Origin of the sequence: Arthrobacter sp. Rue61a, from assembly GCF_000294695.2 — a bacterium.
Lineage (GTDB): Bacteria > Actinomycetota > Actinomycetes > Actinomycetales > Micrococcaceae > Arthrobacter > Arthrobacter aurescens_A.
In genome coordinates this window covers 3,577,665-3,594,560 of the sequence record NC_018531.1, presented here as the reverse complement: position 1 = coordinate 3,594,560, position 16,896 = coordinate 3,577,665, and the positions used below count along the sequence as shown (strand labels likewise).

Annotated in this window: 14 protein-coding genes and 1 pseudogene; 9 read left to right on the top strand and 6 right to left on the bottom strand. The window is 62.6% G+C overall.

The genetic code is table 11. The features are described 5' to 3' along the window. The first annotated feature begins 402 nt into the window (after positions 1 to 402). Together ARUE_RS16385 and ARUE_RS16380 are read left to right on the top strand one after the other, a co-directional pair. Entirely contained in the window at positions 403 to 1,620 is a 1,218-nt protein-coding gene (locus ARUE_RS16385) for an MFS transporter (protein WP_014922507.1), read from the top strand. 147 nt (positions 1,621 to 1,767) lie between these two features. After that, the gene (locus ARUE_RS16380) at positions 1,768 to 4,587 is read left to right on the top strand and encodes a S8 family serine peptidase (protein ID WP_014922506.1); all 2,820 of its coding nucleotides are present in this window, start codon (positions 1,768 to 1,770) and stop codon (positions 4,585 to 4,587) included. A 101-nt stretch (positions 4,588 to 4,688) separates the two neighbouring features. Here the strand turns inward: ARUE_RS16380 and ARUE_RS16375 are convergent, their stop codons facing one another. Beyond that, entirely contained in the window at positions 4,689 to 6,044 is a 1,356-nt protein-coding gene (locus ARUE_RS16375; protein ID WP_014922505.1) for an acyltransferase family protein, read from the bottom strand. A 210-nt stretch (positions 6,045 to 6,254) separates the two neighbouring features. Here ARUE_RS16375 and ARUE_RS16370 point away from each other — a divergent pair, with 210 nt between their 5' ends. After that, positions 6,255 to 6,527 (top strand): hypothetical protein, encoded by a 273-nt coding sequence (locus tag ARUE_RS16370; RefSeq protein ID WP_051025004.1) that lies wholly within the window; start codon positions 6,255 to 6,257, stop codon positions 6,525 to 6,527. A gap of 206 nt (positions 6,528 to 6,733) precedes the next feature. Here ARUE_RS16370 and ARUE_RS16365 read toward each other — a convergent pair whose 3' ends face one another. After that, positions 6,734 to 7,744: a phosphatase PAP2 family protein gene (locus ARUE_RS16365; RefSeq protein ID WP_011775754.1), complete on the bottom strand. Its 1,011-nt coding sequence runs from the start codon at positions 7,742 to 7,744 to the stop codon at positions 6,734 to 6,736. Between the two features lie 53 nt (positions 7,745 to 7,797). Here ARUE_RS16365 and ARUE_RS16360 point away from each other — a divergent pair, with 53 nt between their 5' ends. Genes ARUE_RS16360 through ARUE_RS16345 form a run of 4 tightly spaced genes read left to right on the top strand, consistent with a single transcriptional unit; the run spans position 7,798 to position 12,481 of the window. Further along, on the top strand, positions 7,798 to 9,216 hold the full coding sequence (locus tag ARUE_RS16360; RefSeq protein WP_011775753.1) for an extracellular solute-binding protein: 1,419 nt from the start codon (positions 7,798 to 7,800) through the stop codon (positions 9,214 to 9,216). Continuing rightward, a complete protein-coding gene (locus ARUE_RS16355; RefSeq protein ID WP_014922502.1) occupies positions 9,213 to 10,175 on the top strand; it encodes a carbohydrate ABC transporter permease in 963 nt (320 codons plus the stop codon). The genes ARUE_RS16360 and ARUE_RS16355 overlap by 4 nt, the downstream gene beginning before the upstream one ends. Positions 10,176 to 10,183: 8 nt before the next feature. Beyond that, on the top strand, positions 10,184 to 11,056 hold the full coding sequence (locus ARUE_RS16350; RefSeq protein ID WP_011775751.1) for a carbohydrate ABC transporter permease: 873 nt from the start codon (positions 10,184 to 10,186) through the stop codon (positions 11,054 to 11,056). A 27-nt stretch (positions 11,057 to 11,083) separates the two neighbouring features. Continuing rightward, a complete protein-coding gene (locus ARUE_RS16345; RefSeq protein WP_014922501.1) occupies positions 11,084 to 12,481 on the top strand; it encodes a glycoside hydrolase family 32 protein in 1,398 nt (465 codons plus the stop codon). A gap of 165 nt (positions 12,482 to 12,646) precedes the next feature. On the opposite strand, the gene ARUE_RS16340 is transcribed toward ARUE_RS16345, so the two are convergent. From ARUE_RS16340 to ARUE_RS16330, 4 genes and pseudogenes are all read right to left on the bottom strand, one after another. Next, entirely contained in the window at positions 12,647 to 13,711 is a 1,065-nt protein-coding gene (locus ARUE_RS16340) for a LacI family DNA-binding transcriptional regulator (protein WP_014922500.1), read from the bottom strand. A gap of 61 nt (positions 13,712 to 13,772) precedes the next feature. Then, entirely contained in the window at positions 13,773 to 14,213 is a 441-nt protein-coding gene (locus tag ARUE_RS16335) for a hypothetical protein (protein WP_014922499.1), read from the bottom strand. Between the two features lie 51 nt (positions 14,214 to 14,264). Further along, positions 14,265 to 14,354, bottom strand: a pseudogene (locus tag ARUE_RS24775) (DUF2510 domain-containing protein); the annotation flags it as partial. A 2-nt stretch (positions 14,355 to 14,356) separates the two neighbouring features. Beyond that, the gene (locus ARUE_RS16330; RefSeq protein ID WP_014922498.1) at positions 14,357 to 15,034 is read right to left on the bottom strand and encodes a DUF2510 domain-containing protein; all 678 of its coding nucleotides are present in this window, start codon (positions 15,032 to 15,034) and stop codon (positions 14,357 to 14,359) included. A gap of 103 nt (positions 15,035 to 15,137) precedes the next feature. Between ARUE_RS16330 and ARUE_RS16325 the strand changes: the two genes are divergently transcribed. Together ARUE_RS16325 and ARUE_RS16320 are read left to right on the top strand one after the other, a co-directional pair. Next, complete coding sequence (locus ARUE_RS16325; RefSeq protein ID WP_286139775.1) at positions 15,138 to 15,743, top strand: hypothetical protein; 606 nt, start codon at positions 15,138 to 15,140, stop codon at positions 15,741 to 15,743. Positions 15,744 to 15,804: 61 nt separating this feature from the next. After that, positions 15,805 to 16,821: an o-succinylbenzoate synthase gene (locus ARUE_RS16320; RefSeq protein ID WP_014922496.1), complete on the top strand. Its 1,017-nt coding sequence runs from the start codon at positions 15,805 to 15,807 to the stop codon at positions 16,819 to 16,821. Positions 16,822 to 16,896 lie beyond the last annotated feature (75 nt).

Sequence of the window (16,896 nt, the reverse complement as noted above, 5' to 3'; positions counted from 1 at the left end):
GGGCCTGACCACGAAAGGGTGCGCCCGGCGGCGAAGTGTGCGCATGGCGCGAAGTGGTGCGAGCCAGCTCGTTCCAAGCGCTCACCAGTTACCCACGCAGCCGGTACTAGCCACGCGTCCCAGTAACCCACTAACCCACGAACGGCGCACCCGTTAGCGCTGATCGCCCCTGTTACCTCTGGTGCGGTTGGCGGCAAAGGGTGCGGGCCTGACCACGAAAGGGTGCGGGTGGCGGCAAAGGGTGCGGGTCTGACCACGAAAGGGTGCGGTTGGCGGTAGTGGGTGCGGGTCTGACCACGAAAGGGTGCGCCCGGCGGCACAGGGCGCGCGCCCGACCACTAACGGGAACGCGAAACGTCATCCGACCCGACCACCAGCCGCGACGGTCATAGGATGAAAGGGATGACCACCACCCAAGCAGACAAAAACTTCACCCTTCGCAGCGTCGCCCTTCCGGCCTTCGGACCCGCGCTGCTGTTCTGTATCGGCGAAGGGGCGGTCCTGCCGGTTATTGCGCTCTCGGCGCGCGAGCTTGGCGCTTCGGTGGCGGTTTCAGCGTTGATCGTGACACTGATCGGGCTGGGCTCCTGGATCTTCAACATCCCGGCGTCGATCATCACGGAGAAGTTCGGCGAACGATGGTCGATCGTTGGAGCCGGAGCTTTGGGCGCGGTTGCCCTCGGCGCAGCCGCGTTCGCGCCGCAGGTCGACCACGGACTCTGGCTGCTGGCTGCGTCCATGACCTTGGTGGGCATGTCGGCCAGCGTCTTCAACCTAGCCCGTCAAAAGTTCCTTACCGAGGCCGTCCCGGTCATGTTCCGCGCGCGAGCTCTTTCAACACTGGGTGGCGTGACCAGGATCGGCATCTTCATCGGGCCATTCGTGGGCGCCGGCGTCATGCAGTTCGCCGGAATCAGTGGTGCTTACTGGGTGGGCTTCGCGGGCATGATGGCGGCGGCTGCTTTGTCTCTCACCATCCCGGACCTGGTAGCCCCGGGAACGTCCGACGGCGGCCCTCGCCCTCCGGCGTCGACGTTGCGGAGCGTCGCGGTTTCACACGCCGGGGTGTTCCTTTCTGTGGGATTCGGGATCCTGCTTCTCAGTGCTCTGCGTGCATCACGACAAGTGGTCATCCCGCTGTGGGCGGACCACCTGGGGCTCGATGCCACCCATGCGTCCTTGCTCTTCGGCTTGTCCGGGGCAATCGACATGCTGGTGTTCTATCCTGCCGGGAAGCTGATGGACAGGAAGGGCCGGCAATGGGTGGCCATTCCCTCCACGCTCATCATGGGGACGGCATTGATTCTGATTCCCTTCACCGCCGGATTCGTACCATTGCTCTTGGTCGCCCTGCTGATCGGGTTCGGCAACGGCATCAGTTCGGGGCTCATCATGACGCTCGGAGCTGACTTCTCACCGGACAACGGCCGGAGTCACTTCCTCGGGATATGGCGCTTCATTGCCGATTCCGGCGCCACCGGAGGGCCCGTGCTGCTGTCCGGGTTGACGGCTGCAATCTCGTTGTCGGCGGGCGTCTGGGCCACAGGCGTACTGGGGTTCGCAGCGGCTGTTGTGTTCGCCGTCGCAATTCCGCGGCTGAAGCACCGGCGTAACTATTAGCTTTTACCCTTCGTGTTGACCTAACTGCTGAGATAGATTCACAGGGAATTCGCAGGAAAGTCCAAACTTTGGCTAAACTCATGCTGGCCGCAGTATCGCGGCCATTTTTCCGCGCTCTTGGGGGCGTTTGAGCAGAGGGCGCTGTTTATGCAGATCCGACGGAGAGCCAGTGTGCGCTCTCAAGTAATTTTTGCCGGCATTATCGCAATGGTAGGAGCTGCCCTCCCGGCCCTTCCTGCTGTAGCGAATGAGACTCCGGTGCCTGTGCCCAGCGCGGCACCACGGACAATGTCCACCGAGTCCTCGGTCCTCCCTACGGACCAATTCATTGTGAAGTTCAAGGACCGGGCAAGTATCCAATCACTGGACCGGAAGTCGTCCTTGAATCGGGCCGCTGGGACCCTTGGCGTCCCTATTGAAGCTGTCCGTACGCTAGCCACGGGTGAAGAAGTGGTGAAGACGGACAAGAAGCTCGGTGGCGAAGAAGCCGGTGAACTGGTTTCCGCCTTGGCCGCAGACCCCAGCGTTGAGTATGCCGAGCCAGATGTCATCATGAGGCCATTCGCTTCCGCGCCCAACGATCCTTTGTACTCATATCAGTGGGCACACAGTAGCACCGACAGTGGCGGGATGCGTGTCCTGGGGGCATGGGACGTGAGCCAGGGAGCCGGGAGCGTGGTTGCGGTCATCGATACCGGCATTACTGACCACACCGACTTGAACGCCAACATTCTGCCTGGCTTTGACATGATTCATGATCCCCTCGTTGCAGGTGACTCCAACGGACGCGATTCGAATCCGGCAGATGAGGGCGACGCCACCTACTACGGGGAGTGCGAGCCCGGATGGCCCGGTTATTCATCTTCGTGGCACGGGACACATGTGGCCGGTCTTGTGGCTGCTGTTGCAGGAAACAGCAAGGGCGTGGCAGGCGTTGCTCCCAAGGCAAAGGTCGTTCCGGTGCGTGCGCTGGGCATCTGTGGTGGATACGCTTCCGACATCGCAGATTCGATCGTTTGGGCGGCGGGCGGAACAGTTACGGGAGCCCCAGCGAACGCGAATCCAGCGAACGTCATCAACCTGAGCCTCGGAGGCCTGGCGCCTTGCTCCACGATCTACCAAAACGCTGCAGATTTTGCACGAAGCAAGGGCGCCTCAGTGGTGGTGGCTGCAGGTAACGAAGGCATCGACGCATCCAAGGTCAGCCCTGCCAACTGTAAGAACGTGCTGGTGGTCGGTGCGAGCACACGCAATGGCCTCAAAGCGTCGTACTCCAACTTCGGAATCAACGTCGATGTCGCCGCCCCGGGCGGCGACATGACCAACTCGGGCCTCGACGGAATTTTGTCCACCCTCAACGACGGAACGGATTCCCTAGGTTCCGAGGGATACTCCGTTATGGAGGGCAGTTCAATGGCCGCTCCTCAGGTAGCGGCAGTAGCAGCCATGATGTATTCAAAACTGCCTGCTTTGACCCCCGCGGATGTTGAGCAGAGGCTAAAGGCCTCGGCTCGGCCGATCAACGGCTGTGGCTGCGGCGCCGGTTTGGTTGACGCCAACGCCACTCTCACCAAGGTGGCAGCCGAGGCTGCGCCAATCACGGCGGGCACTCCCACAATTTCCGGTGAGGCTGCTGTTGGCAAGTTGTTGATTGCTGAACCTGGCAACTGGGGTAACACCTACGAAGCCACCTGGAATTATCAGTGGAACCGGTGGGGAACACCCATCCCCGGAGCAACCGGAAACGGTTACTGGTTGACAGAGGATGATCACCAAGCCACCATCACGGTCACTGTTACTGCCACCAAGAAGTTCGTACCGGCCGTCTCCGCAACCTCGGAGCCGACAGTTCAAGTGGCTCCCGGAACCTTGTTTGGTAGCGTGCCTGTTATCACGGGCTCGGCCTACGAGGGAAGCACCCTAACGGCCAACCCGGGTACGTGGGGCCCGGCCCCTGTGGACTTGACCTATCGGTGGACCCGCAACAAGCCAGGCACCACTGGTGAGCACGTCTCCAGTGCCTCTACCTACACCTTGACGAGCGAGGACATTGGCAGCACGCTTTCGCTACATGTCATGGGTAACAAGACCCCATACCGGCTGCTGGAGATGTCCAGCAAGCCAACGCCTGTTGTAGTTGCCGCTGACAAGGCTGTTACGCCTGAAGCCGTAGTGTTCACCGAAGCTCCGTACATGGGCAACGATCGCTACACTATTCCGGAGTCAGAGACCATGGACTACCAGGTAGATGACAAAACGCTCCAAGCCGGAACTCACCCCGCTCGAGGACAGGCCAAAATTACAGCCGTTCCGAAGAGCGGTTATGCAGTGCTCAACGGGGCGACTTCAGAGTGGAAGGCCTACTTCAGCGCAAAGGGGCCGGAATTTACGGCGCCTGCTGTTTCACCCTTCCGGGATGTGGCGACCACCCAGCAGTTCTATAAGGAAATGTCCTGGCTTGCAGACCGTAAGATCTCTACCGGTTGGGTAGAGGCGGACAAATCCGTCTCATACCGGCCGGTGACACCCATCAACCGTGACGCAATGGCAGCATTCCTTTACCGTGCGGCCGGCTCGCCGGACTACACACCTCCCGCGCAATCCCCATTCAAGGACGTTGCAACCACGCAGCAGTTCTACAAGGAGATGGCATGGTTGGCAGAAACCGGCATTTCATCCGGATGGACTGAGAACGGGGCGCGTTACTACAAACCGCTGACCCCCATCAAACGCGACGCGATGGCTGCCTTCCTGTACAGGTTGGTCAACAAGCCCGACTATGAAGCACCGATGAATCCACCTTTCAAGGACCTCGATTCAGGCCAGCTGTTCTATAAGGAAATGGTCTGGATGAGCGTTGCGGGGATTTCCTCCGGCTGGCAGCTAGGGGAGAACAACTACTGGTACCAGCCGATGGAGCCCATCAACCGCGACGCCATGGCAGCATTCCTGTACCGCTTGCCATAGGTGCTCGGCCGGGTTGCTGGTGAGTAACCCCCTGTGAACAAAGAACGGCCGCAGAATGACCCCGTGAGGTTGTTCTGCGGCCGTTCTTCTTTCAAAGAGGATCAGGAAGCCACGGCTCCCGTTGAAACACTGCGCGGGGTCTTCCAAGCCCGGTCAGGAACCTTGCCGGTAACCAGTGCCACGGCAATCACCAGCAGCACCAGCCCCCAGGTCGCATTCGCAACGTCCAGCGCAGACCTCATCACCACGAACGGGGGGACGATGGCCAAGACAGTTCCGGCAGCAATGCGCCACATAGCCGGCCGGACCGCACCCGGTGCCAGAGCAGTGCTGGCCAGTTCCAGTCGGACAAGCGGGGTGGAGACCAACAGCACCGTCGCCCAGGCAGCCACGTAAAACAGCGGCCGGCTCAGCCACCACTCGGTGCCGGCGGGCTCCGGGAATGGCAGGCGAAGGACCAGAGCGATCCCAAACATGGCGATGATCAACGGCAGGTGCCACAGATAAATGGTCATCGCCCGGCTGCCCACCACGAACATCACCTTCTGTACCCAGCCGACACGGACACATCGCTGCAGCACAGGATAGGCGGCCTTCACCAAAAGAATGTGTGCCAGACCTACCAGGATCAGGGGGAACATGGGCGGGTTCTGGCTGGTCAGCATGTCCACGGGATACGGCCCGGCGTGCGTGAGCGGAACCATCGCGGCGTAACAGCCGGCAGCGGCAAGAACGAGCTGCCACTTGGCGAAGCGGTCAAAGAAGCCGTCGGCGTAGAAGAAGCCCAGCTGTTGCAGCAGCCCCCACACGAACACCATGTTCAGCAGCCCGATCGGGTTCGAGTCGAAGCCCCACGGGTTGCGCTCCAAGCCCAAGCGAAGAACATCAACCACGACGGCGCTCGCGGCCAGCGCTGCAATGGTCCGGTATGGCGCTGCTTCGTGGAGCTTCGCCATAGTGGGAACCATGGCCTGGCAGATAAGGTACGCGGCAAGGAACCACAGCTGCACTCCGGCGCCCGCGGCGATAACGGCAAGCAAGTCGGCAGGGACACCGGCCGCCGTCGCGCTCCACAGGGCAATTGCAAGGAAGATGTACAACGCAACCGTGGGCCGGACCAGTCGCAGCACCCGGTTCCGGAGGTAATCGCCGGCGTCGCCGCCCTTGCGTTGCAGGCTGCGCCACGACGTGAGCGAGGCGAAACCGCCCACGATGAAGAAAAGCGGCATGACCTGGCCGAACCAAGTTCCTTGCGCAAACCAGCTTAGGGACGTCAAGGGATTGCCCACGCCGATGCCGGACTCGTCCACGCTGATCCCCATCATGAGCAGGTGAACAGCTACCACGGCAAACATGCAGGCGACGCGGATGAAATCCACCACCAAATCGCGGGAAGCGGGGACGGCGACAATAGGGGCGTTGCTCCTGCGCGAAGCGGACCTAAGCGTTGATGACATGGAATCTCCTGAGGCTCAACAGTGTTTGTCCATCGATTGGAATAACTGTAGCGCATGAAGAACGGGCAGTCGACGTCATTCTCAGAAACGTTGCTGCATCCGGGTCAGGATAGGCATGGTCGGGCGTAGCCTTTGAAGAGAACCTCATCCTGAGTCTCTTTCCGGCGCACATGGCGCATTCCATGAATCCACCCCCACCAATGAAGGGCAGTGCTGATTGTTATGCACATCAAAGAATTCTGGGACCAGCTTTCTCCGCACACTCAGCAATGGCTCATGGACAACCCGGGAACCATGATTGTGCCGCGGACCGTTACCGCGATCATCAACGGGGAAACGGGGGAGAGTGAAGGTGTTGACGCGCATGGTGGCACACACCTCACGGACGAGGATCGACACTTCATCCACGAGCAAGCCCGCGCGCGGCAGGCTGTGTCTGCGGAAGAACCCAAGTTCTTCGACTCGGTTGGTCCGGAGGACTAGGCTCTCGGACGTTCGCGCCCTTTAGCGCCGATTGCTCCCGTAACCACTGGCGCGTGGGGCGGGTATGGGTGCGCCGGGGTCGTGTGTGTGGTGCGTGGGGCGCGAAAGGGTGCGCCGGGGTCGTGTGTGTGGTGCGTGGGGCGGGAACGGGTGCGCCGCCGCCGGCACGCCGCCGCCGGCACGACACGGCACCGCACCAGACAGCGTTAGCCCTTACGCGCCGCCAGGCCGAACAGCCACGTGCCGCCAAGTGCTGACAGGTATCCGGCGATCACAATGAAGGCGGTGCCGGCCCAGAAGTAGTCGATGGTGCTGTCTGTGCTGAGGTCGGGCACCTGCAGCAGCGAGTATGCCGCCACTAAGCCGGCGATCACGAGTGCCGCGACGGTGAGCCACACCCACAACCGGGAAGCGGCCCAGTGCTCGCCGTACCCCTTCCATACATTCCAGCTGTTGCCGGTGCGGAGGATGAGCCAGCCCGCCGGGAGCATGACGGCGGCAACCACCAGGAAAGCGGCTACGACGTCGGCCGGACGGTGCCATTGGTTGATGAGCGTGGAGACGCCCGTGGCCACGGCGAAGGTGCTGCCAAGGAAGCCGGCCAAGGGTCGCCAGCGGGGCGAAACCATGAGGAATACCGCAGCTGCAGCGGATGCGGCGAGCGTGGTGTGTCCGGAAGGGAGTGAGTTCAGCTCCAAGGTTTGGACGCCGCGGTCGGGCCTGTCCGGGATGAGGAGCTTGAGGATTTGTGTGGCCGCGTTGGCGGCGATGCATGCTGCCACTGCGATTCCGGCGGCGGTCCAGCGGCGGCGGGCGACTGTCACGAAGAGCACCATGATGGCCGCGATGGCCAGCGAGAGCATGGGGAGCATGTCCAGGAATTCGGTGGAGGCCCTGCCGGCTGTTCCGCCCAGCACGGTGGCTTCAACCAGTGCGGACTCGTCAATGAACTGACCGGCGGTGGTGCGCACAAAGAAGTAGTACGTCGCCGCCAGGCCCACGGCGCTGGCAATGGTGGCGAGGCAGAACAGAAAGCCTGTGCCGGCGCCTGCGTCGCGTCCTTGAAGCGGCCGTTTGCTCGACCTCCCGCTGGTGCGGAATTGCTGGGAACTCATTCTGACTAGACTGCCACAGTTCTCTGGGTGGCCCGTGTGAGTTCGCTCGGCGCGTGGCGGCCGGAAGTGAGACCCTCGCAACATTCCTGTGATGCTTGACACGTGTTAGGTGGCAGGTTTAGGCTTCCTAACACGTGTTAGGGAAGGAAATCTACATGTCGGGAACCAATGGGGCTTTGCGTGAATTCACACGTAGAAGTGCCCTCACAGCCCTCGGCGCCGGAATTGTTGGAGTCACCGCGGCGTCGTGGCCGCGCCTGACCGGGGCCGACATTCCAGGCCGAGGAGACAACAGCCTCAGCATCGCCATCATGGGCACCGCCGCAGACGCCGCCGCCCGCCAGAAGGTCATCGACGCCTTCGCCAAGGTCCACCCCGAAATCAAGGTGAAGGTCCAAGCGATCCAAGCCGTGGACTGGAAGGACTTCTTCACCAAGATCCTCACCATGGTGGCAGCAGGCACCCCGCCGGACGTCGTGTACGTGGCAACGGAAGGCGCCCAGCTCTTCGCCGAGAAACTGGCCCACCCGCTGGACGAATTCCTGCGCCGCGACGCCGACCATATGAAGGAGTACTTCGCGGACGTCCACCCCAGCCTGGTGGAAGCGTTCATGTACAAAGGCAGCCTGTTCCAGCTCCCCATCGACTGGAACGCGGCCAACATGTACTACAACACGGCGTCACTCCGTTCGGCGGGGCTGGAACGGCCATCCGACAACTGGACGCACACGGACTTCCGCAGCACACTCGCTGCAATGAAGAAGGCCAAGCCGGCCGACTTCACCCCTTACTACTGGACCAACCGTCTCTTCGGCGGAGTGGTGCCGTGGCTCTACGCGAACGACACCAGCTTCCTCAAGGAAACCAAGTCCCCGGGCGGCGAATGGTTGTGGGACGGCTTCTATGCCAACGACCCCACGCGCAGCCTCCGCTCCGGCGGCTACCAGTGGCTTGAACCCAACGCCGATGATCCCCGGGTCTTCGAATCCTTCGACTACCTCCGCGGACTGGTCAAAGACGGACTGGGTGTGCGGCCCGAGGAAGGCGGCGGCAGCGCGCTGATCGGCCTCTTTGCGTCCAACAGGATAGGTACGACGCCGGCAGGCGGCTATTGGGTCCAAGGCCTCCACGAGGCGGGGATGACAGAGAGCGATTTCGACGTCCAGTTCTTCCCGAAGTGGCGGACCCAGCGCCACCAGTTCGGCACGGCAGGGTACGCGATCATGAGAACCGCCAAGGACAAGGACGCCGCCTGGGAATGGGTGAAGTTCAGCTCCAGCCGTGAAGCCATGCAAATCGTGTTCCCCACACCGAACACCACGCCTGCGCGTCGTTCAATGGTCAACGAGCAGCTCTACGCGGGAACAGGTCCGCGGAACTGGAAGGTCTTCTACGACACCTTGGACAGGTTCCCCACCACAGGTCCCATTCCAGCGCCACCCCAGCAGGCCGCCGTCGAAACCGCCCTCATGAAAAACGTAAGCCTGGCTGTGAGTGGAGACGAGCGTCAACTCAAGGACGCCCTCAGTTCCATGCAGCGCGACCTTGAACTGGCCCTGAGGAGGCAGCCATGAGCACCGCAACCAGTACGCCCACGGGGACGGGGAGCGAGCCGGGACGGAAGCCGATCCACAAACACACGCAGCCGTCCAAGCGCGGCCGGATGCAGCAACGCTGGCTGCCTTGGGCCTTCTTGGCGCCCACCATCGTGGGCATGGGCATCTTCACCCTGTTGCCGATTATCGCCTCGATCGCGTTGGCATTCTTCCGCTGGGACATCATGTCGGCACCAACATTCGTGGGCTTCGACAACTTTGCCGAGGTAGTCCAGGACCCCACTGTCAGGGTGTCGTTCATCAACACGATCGTGTTTGTGATTGTGGCTGTGGCACTCCAACTCGGACTGGCACTCGGCCTGGCGATCATGGTGCAGGAGAAACTCCCGGCTTGGCTGAGGGTGTTCTTCCGCTCCGCTTTCTTCTTCCCGCTGATCCTGTCCGCGGCATCGGTATCGATCTTCATGCGCTACCTCTTCAACGAGCAATTCGGCGTCGTGAACTGGTTGCTGTCCATTGTTGGCATCCCAGCGGTTCCGTGGCTGACGACGCCAACCGGGTCCGCCGCCGTCGTCATTCTTGTCTACGTGTGGCAGAACTTCGGGTTCTCGTTCCTGCTGTTCATCGGTGGGCTGGCCTCCATTCCGGTGGAGACGTACGAGGCCGCATCGATCGACGGTGCCACGGGCTGGCGCAAGCACTGGTTCGTCACCCTGCCGCTGCTGAGCCCCACCACCCTGGTGGCCTCGGTGATGGCGATCATCAACGCTCTGCAAGTGTTCGACCAGCCCTACGTGCTCACCCGCGGTGGCCCCGGCGACTCGACCCGCACAGCCGTCATGGTGATTTTCGAGTCCGCGTTCCAGCGCCTTGAGTTCGGTCAGGCATCGGCGATCGGTGTGATCCTGACGCTCATCATCATGGCCATCACCGCCGCACAGTTCCGGCTCAGCAAACGATTCGTCTTCTACCAGTAAGGCCCGCCATGACCACCATTCAAGAACGTGTCACCACCACGGCGCCTGTAGTCACGCGGAAGAAGCGCGACTGGTCAGTGGCCGTCCGCGTCGTCGTCTTGCTGATCGCGTCCGTCTTCGTCCTGGGCCCTGTGCTGTGGACGCTGTCCACCTCGCTGCGTCCGCCGTCGGAATCCTTCCAGCTGCCGCCCGCGTTCCTGCCGCTGAACCCGGACCTGACCTCCTATGAGCAAGTGTTCAAGCAGCTCAACATCGTGGCACTGGTAGTGAACAGTGCGCTGGTGACGGGTCTGATCGCGGTAGGGCAGATGATTACCGCAGCACTGGCAGGGTACGCCTTCGCCCACCTCAAGTTCCGGGGACGCGGCGCGCTGTTCTCGATCGTGCTGGCCACCATGATGGTGCCCGCGCAGGTCACGATCGTTCCCGTGTTCATGCTGATCCGCGGCGTCGGACTCTCCGACACGCTGCTCGCGCTGATCATTCCGGCCATCCCGACGGCGTTCGGCACCTTCCTGATGCGCCAGTACTTCATGGGGTTGCCGGGCGAGCTCGCCGAAGCGGCCGCGATCGACGGCGCCTCGCCGTGGCGGACGTTCCGTTCCGTGTACGCACCGCTGGCCATGCCGGGCCTGGCGATCGTGGGCATCCTGGCGTTCAACTTCCACTGGAACGAGTTCTTCAGGCCACTCATCATGACCATTTCCGAGCAGAACTTCACCCTTCCGCTGGGCCTGGTCTCACTCCAAGGCAACCTCGGCACCGGAAGCATCTCCGTGGTCCTGGCCGGCGTTGTCCTCTCCATGATTCCCGCGCTGGTGGTGTTCATGTTCGGCCAGCGCGCGCTGCAGGACGGACTCACCGCAGGCACGGGCAAGTAACTTTCCGCTCTTTTGAAAGGGGTTCCGTTGACGGACCTTGCACTGTTTGATTCCCTGTTGGCTGCCTCGACGCACCCGGATCCCGCGTTCCCGCGCTTCCACCCGCGTCCGGCACAGGGCTGGATCAACGATCCCAACGGCATCAGCTACATCAACGGCCGCTATCACGTGTTCTTCCAATACAACCCGGACTCCGCCCGGCACTCGCAGATCCAGTGGGGGCATGTGAGCTCTCCGGACCTGGTGCGTTGGGAAGAGCACTCCGTAGCGCTTTCGCCTCAAGCAGGCGGGCCGGACTCCGCCGGATGCTGGACGGGCGTGGTGACCTCCGATGATGGCGTGCCCACCGCGGCCTACTCCGGGATCAAGGACCATGGCGGCCATTCCCAGGTGGTGATTGCCCGAGGTTCCTCCGACCTTGTGACGTGGAAGCAGGACGGGCACGTTGCTGCGTCGATGCCCGCTGATCCGCTGGTCACCGCTGTGCGCGATCCCTTCATTTTCCGCTTCAACGGCGCCCGATACGCCATGCAGGGAGCGGGCCTCTCCGACGGGCGCGCGGCCTTGCTGTTGTACACGGTTGAGGACATGGATTCCTGGCAGTACCAAGGGATTTGGCTGACCACTGCTGATCCCGTGGCAGCTCAGCACACGCCCGCCGAGATCTGGGAGTGCCCGCAGCTGGTGCAGGTACCTTCCGGCGAATGGGTCATGATGTTCTCCCTATGGCTCTCCGGCGACGACCACGAGCACGCCAACGGGGTAGGGCATTTGATTGGGTCCCTGACCTCGGATCCCGCGACCGGGCTGCCTGTGTTTATGCCCTCTTCCGGGGGAAAGTCCGATCTTGGCCGCGACTTCTATGCCCCGCAGATCGTGCAGCTCTCTTATGGTTCGGCTGACGCTGCGCCTGGCTCTGCGCCTGCTGCGTTGCTGTGGGGGTGGGCCAACGAAGGTCCCGGTCGCGACGGTCGCCGGGGCCGCGCTCAAGAAGAAATTGACGACGCCGGGTGGTCGGGTGTGTTGACGCATCCCCGCGTTTTGTCCGTGGTGGACGGGGCGCTCGCCGTTTCTCCCGCGCCCGAGGTTGAGGCGTACCGGGGTGCTTCCGTGGTTACGGGTGCTGCTGGTTCTGTTGCGTTGCCGGGGTTCGCCGAGGTCCTGGTTCGCGGTGATGCCAATTCAGTATCCGGAGCCGTGGAACTGCTGCTCGGTTCCGGCACCGATGCGCAGGTGGTCTACTCGGGTTCCTTGGCCGCGGGGGAGGAGCTGCGAATTTTCCTCGATGCTTCCCTCGTGGAGGTTTACCGCGCCGGTTCCGTGGCTACGACCCTCCGGGCCTACCCGGCTCCGGGGGAGGAATGGCAGCTTACCTTGCCCGCCGGCGCGACTGCCGACGTATGGGAGTTGACGCTCCCCGCCTAAGCGGCAGGCCGTCGTCGTGCGTCCGTTGCGAGGCCTGCTTTGCAGGTTATGGGTGTGTCGAGGGGTGTAGAGCGGGCCTCGCAACGAGGGGGCTGCGTGTTGCGAGGCCGGCTTTGCAGGTTATGGGTGTGTCGAGGGGTGTAGAGCGGGCCTCGCAACGAGGTGTTAGCGGGTGGGGGCGGGTCCTGTGGACTCGCGCACCACTAGGCGGCAGGGAACCATCGTTTCGACGGTGGTTCCCTTTCCTGCTGTGTGGGTGCCCTCGCCCGCGCCCTCGATAGCGTCCAACAGCGTGGTCATGGCGGCACGGCCGATCTCCCGCAGGGGCAACGCCATGGTGGTGAGGGCGGGGATCATGGTGTCGGCGATCCGGGTTTCGTCGTCGTAGCCCATGATGGACAGGTCCTCGGGAACACTGAGTCCCAGACGCGCGGCAGCGAGGGCAACTCCGATGGCCAGGCGGTCGTTCGCGCACATGATGGCCGTGGGCCGATCAGCCGGGGACGCGCCGTCGAGCAGTTTCATGGTGCCGCGGTAGCCGGCGTCGATATCCCAGCCGGCCATGAAGATTCGGTCCTCACGGATCGGGGCGTCGGCCGCGGTGTGCGCGTCCCTGTAGCCCTGAACGCGCAGCGGGGCTGCGGGCGAATCCTCCGAACCGGCAAGCAGTGCGATGTCCCGATGGCCCAACTGCAACAGGTGTTCCGTGGCCTGCCTGCCGCCGGTGACCTCGTCCGGGATGACGTGATGCAGCTGCGGCTGGGGATGGTCGTCGTAGCAGTTGGCCAGGACGGACGGGACACGGAGCATCCCTTGAGGAACCTCGATGGGCTTCAGGCCAACGGTCACATACATGAGCCCGTCAACCTGCCGGTCCAGGAGGGTCTCAACGGCGCTCGCATCCCTGGCGGCGTCGCGCTCCGTGTCCATGACCACAGTGACGAATCCCCGACTACGGGCAACATCGTCTGCGCCACCAATGATGTTGCCGTCAAAGGGGCTGACCACTACTTCGTCGGACAGGATGCCGATCACACGAGAGCGCTGGTTCCGCAGGCTCAGGGCAATAGCGTTGGGGGAGTAGTTCAATTCCAGTGCAGCCTGCCGGATCCGGTCCTGACTTTCCTTGGCCACGTTCCCGTCGCCACGTCCATTCAGAACCAGCGAGACCGCGCTCCTGGACACACCCGCCCTCTTGGCGACGTCCAGTGCAGTGGCCTTGCGGTTCATGGAAGTCCTTCCGTCCTTTATTGTCAGCAGTCTACCTAACGCGTGTGAGGATCCGGTGGGGTCAAGCCGGGTAACCCAACTCACGCAACGCGGCCCCCATGAAATCCAAAGCCTTGATAGTCCCTGCGACGAAATAGAGTCCCCATGCCGCGAGGATGACCACCAGTGGCCACAAACCCCGCCGTGGAGCCACCTTGTGGATTACCACCGACCGTCCAATGACATAGGGGATCCCTCCCAGAAAGGACCATGCCCAGTGGAATGGTCGCACGACGCCCGTTCTTAGCAAGCGTCGGGTATCAAGCAGGGCCAGCACCACCGTGGAGCAATAGGTGAAGACCAATCCACCCCAGATCAGGAAGTAGCCAGTACTGATGATCGTGGCGGGGTCCAGAGTGAGGGTGCCGTTCCGGGTGTAGGTACGGATCTCGATATGCCACGTCAGCATGAGTAGCCCCGGCAGGAAAGGCAGGACGGCAATAAGCCAGATGTACGGATTCATAACGCTTTGGCCTTGGCGAAGCATCGGGCGCTGAATCGCTGGACGTGGGACCCCTGCAGGTACCACGTTGTCTACCCACTCGGTACCGTTCCACCATCGGAGGCTGTGGGGGTCCCGAGCATCTGCATACCACCCGGGCACTGTCACGTCTGGACCGAATACCCCAGCTGGGAATACACGGACTGCATGAAGTTGGCCGTCCAAATCCCGGTAATGACCATGCTGATAACAAACACGGCAATGGTGGCCCAAACCGGCCAAAGCCCGCGCTTAGGCGCCACCTTGTTCACAATCACTGAGCGGCCGATCACGTACACAAGCGCGCTAAGGAACGCCCACGCCCAGTGGAAAGGACGGACGACGCCGGACTTGAGGAGGCGCTGACGGTCCAGGTACGCGAAGAAAACCGAGAGGCCATAGAACAGGAAGCCTGAACCCATCAGGAGGAAGTATCCGGGGGTGTACATCGCAAAGGGGTCAACGGTGGTAACGCCCTCCGGGGTGGTGATCATCCTGAACTCCGGCTGCCAGGTGAACAACAGCAGGACGGAGACCAGCGGCATCAAAGTGATCGCCCAGATGAACGGGTTGTACACCGGAGTTTGTGGGTTGAGCTCAGGGCGCGGCAGCTGGACCGGTTGTTGGAACTGGGCGGGCGCCTGGAACTGACCGGGCGCCTGGAACTGACCCGGCTGTTGGAACTGGGCGGGCGCCTGGTGCGCCGTCCACGCGTGTCCATCCCACCACCGGACGCTGCGCGGATCCGAAGGGTCCGGGTACCAGCCGGGAGGCGTCGTCGAACCTGGCATTGATTGAGTCATAATTCCCCCGCAATGAGTCGTGATTCTGAGAATATCGCGATTGCGGTCTCTCGCTTGCCACAAGCCCCTCCACAGACGTCGCGTGGCGGTGTATGGATTGAACATGAGCTTCTTCGACGACTTCCCCGAGCCGCCAGCCCAGCCGCGTCAACCGCAACCGATCCGACCCGGGTGGTTCGGTCCGCCGTCGGACGAGTTGCCCGGCATCGCGCACGGCGGGTTTGTTCACAAGAGCGCTCGCACGGTGATTGTGCTGAAACTGGTGGAGGTGTACTCCACGGGTTGCGTGTTGGACGTGGTGTGGTCCGTGCTGCGCGGCAACGAATCGGACCAGGAATGGCGGGAGATCGTGGAGGAGAGCTACAACCATCCGCGATCAAGCCTGGACACCAGGACGGGACTCCAACTGGGTGTCGCCATGGCAGATGGACGAAAGGCCGTGGCTGCTGTCCACGGACCGTCGGCCTTCGAAGATACTGACGATTTCACCGGGCCCGTGCTGACAACCCTTGGAGGTGGCGGAGGAAGCAATAACGCCGAGTTTGTCCAGTTCACGGGCCGATACTGGCTGTGGCCGCTGCCCGTGGAGGGGGATACGACGTTGGTGGCTCAGTGGGATGCGCTGGGGATTCCGGAAAGCTCACTCGTCCTGCCCGGACCGGACCTGGCCCAAGCGCTGGAAAGTGTGCGCAAGTACTGGACTGAGTAAGTTTTCCACATAGCCGGATTGGCCTGGATTGGGGGCGGGAGGCCGCCGGTACAGTGGCAATATGCCTGCACTTCCCTCCCTCGAAGAACTCCTCGATTCCGCCCACGTAGTCTCGCTGCCCATGCGCGTGAAGTTCCGCGGCATCATGGAGCGCGAGACACTCCTTTTAAGGGGACCGCTCGGCTGGGGTGAGTTCTGTCCGTTTCCCGAATACGACGACGACGAATCCTCCCGCTGGCTGGCCGCCGCCTTGGAAGCTGGTTGGCTAGGTTTCCCCGCGCCATTGCGGGACAGAATACCGGTCAATGCCACGGTTCCCGCTGTCCCGGCAGAGCGCGTACCGGAGGTGCTGGCGCGCTACGGCAGGGTGGACGCCGTCAAGATCAAAGTTGCCGAGCGGGGCCAGGAATTAGCGGACGACGTCGCCCGGGTCAATGCAGTGCGCGAGGCCCTTCCCGACGCCGCAATCCGGGTGGATGCCAACGGGGGATGGGACACGGACCAGGCCGTGGAAGCCTTGGGCAAACTTTCCACGGTTGAACTCGAGTATGCCGAACAACCCGTCCCCACCATCGACGGCCTGGCCAAGGTCCGCCGTCGGCTCGCCGCCGCCGGCACGCCAGTACTCATCGCCGCGGACGAGAGCGTACGCAAAGAAGAGGACCCTCTGCGTGTTGCCCGGGCAGGCGCCGCTGACCTCATCGTGGTCAAGGTCGCACCACTCGGGGGAGTCGCACGGGCACTGGACATCGTGAACCAGGCCGGGCTGCCCGCCGTCGTGAGTTCTGCCTTGGACACCTCGGTGGGCATCCGTGCGGGGCTGGCACTGGCGGCCGCCCTGCCGTCCCTTCCCTACGCCTGCGGTCTTGGCACCGTCTCGCTGTTCGCTTCGGACATCACACTGGACCCGCTGGTGGCCGACGACGGCGCCATTCAGTTACGCGATACAGTCGCCGATCCCGGGCTGCTTGAGCAGTACGCGGCACCGGGGGAGCGCCGGGACTGGTGGCTGGACCGACTCCGCCGAGTGCACACCGTATTGGCGAGAAACCAGCACGGTTTGTTCACCGGGTCTTAACCAGAGAGACCTCTCAGATTTGGTTTCCGCTGAAAGGCTCAGCGGGAACCCCGTACATCCTCTGGAAGGTCTTCC

Bases quoted from the DNA above. Each gene is read 5' to 3' on its own strand.
- ARUE_RS16330 (WP_014922498.1), bottom strand. From the start codon at position 15,034: ATGACTCAATCAATGCCAGGTTCGACGACGCCTCCCGGCTGGTACCCG.
- ARUE_RS16335 (WP_014922499.1), bottom strand. From the start codon at position 14,213: ATGAATCCGTACATCTGGCTTATTGCCGTCCTGCCTTTCCTGCCGGGG.
- ARUE_RS16360 (WP_011775753.1), top strand. From the start codon at position 7,798: ATGTCGGGAACCAATGGGGCTTTGCGTGAATTCACACGTAGAAGTGCC.
- ARUE_RS16385 (WP_014922507.1), top strand. From the start codon at position 403: ATGACCACCACCCAAGCAGACAAAAACTTCACCCTTCGCAGCGTCGCC.
- ARUE_RS16325 (WP_286139775.1), top strand. From the start codon at position 15,138: ATGAGCTTCTTCGACGACTTCCCCGAGCCGCCAGCCCAGCCGCGTCAA.
- ARUE_RS16350 (WP_011775751.1), top strand. From the start codon at position 10,184: ATGACCACCATTCAAGAACGTGTCACCACCACGGCGCCTGTAGTCACG.
- ARUE_RS16320 (WP_014922496.1), top strand. From the start codon at position 15,805: ATGCCTGCACTTCCCTCCCTCGAAGAACTCCTCGATTCCGCCCACGTA.
- ARUE_RS16380 (WP_014922506.1), top strand. From the start codon at position 1,768: ATGCAGATCCGACGGAGAGCCAGTGTGCGCTCTCAAGTAATTTTTGCC.
- ARUE_RS16355 (WP_014922502.1), top strand. From the start codon at position 9,213: ATGAGCACCGCAACCAGTACGCCCACGGGGACGGGGAGCGAGCCGGGA.
- ARUE_RS16375 (WP_014922505.1), bottom strand. From the start codon at position 6,044: ATGTCATCAACGCTTAGGTCCGCTTCGCGCAGGAGCAACGCCCCTATT.
- ARUE_RS16340 (WP_014922500.1), bottom strand. From the start codon at position 13,711: ATGAACCGCAAGGCCACTGCACTGGACGTCGCCAAGAGGGCGGGTGTG.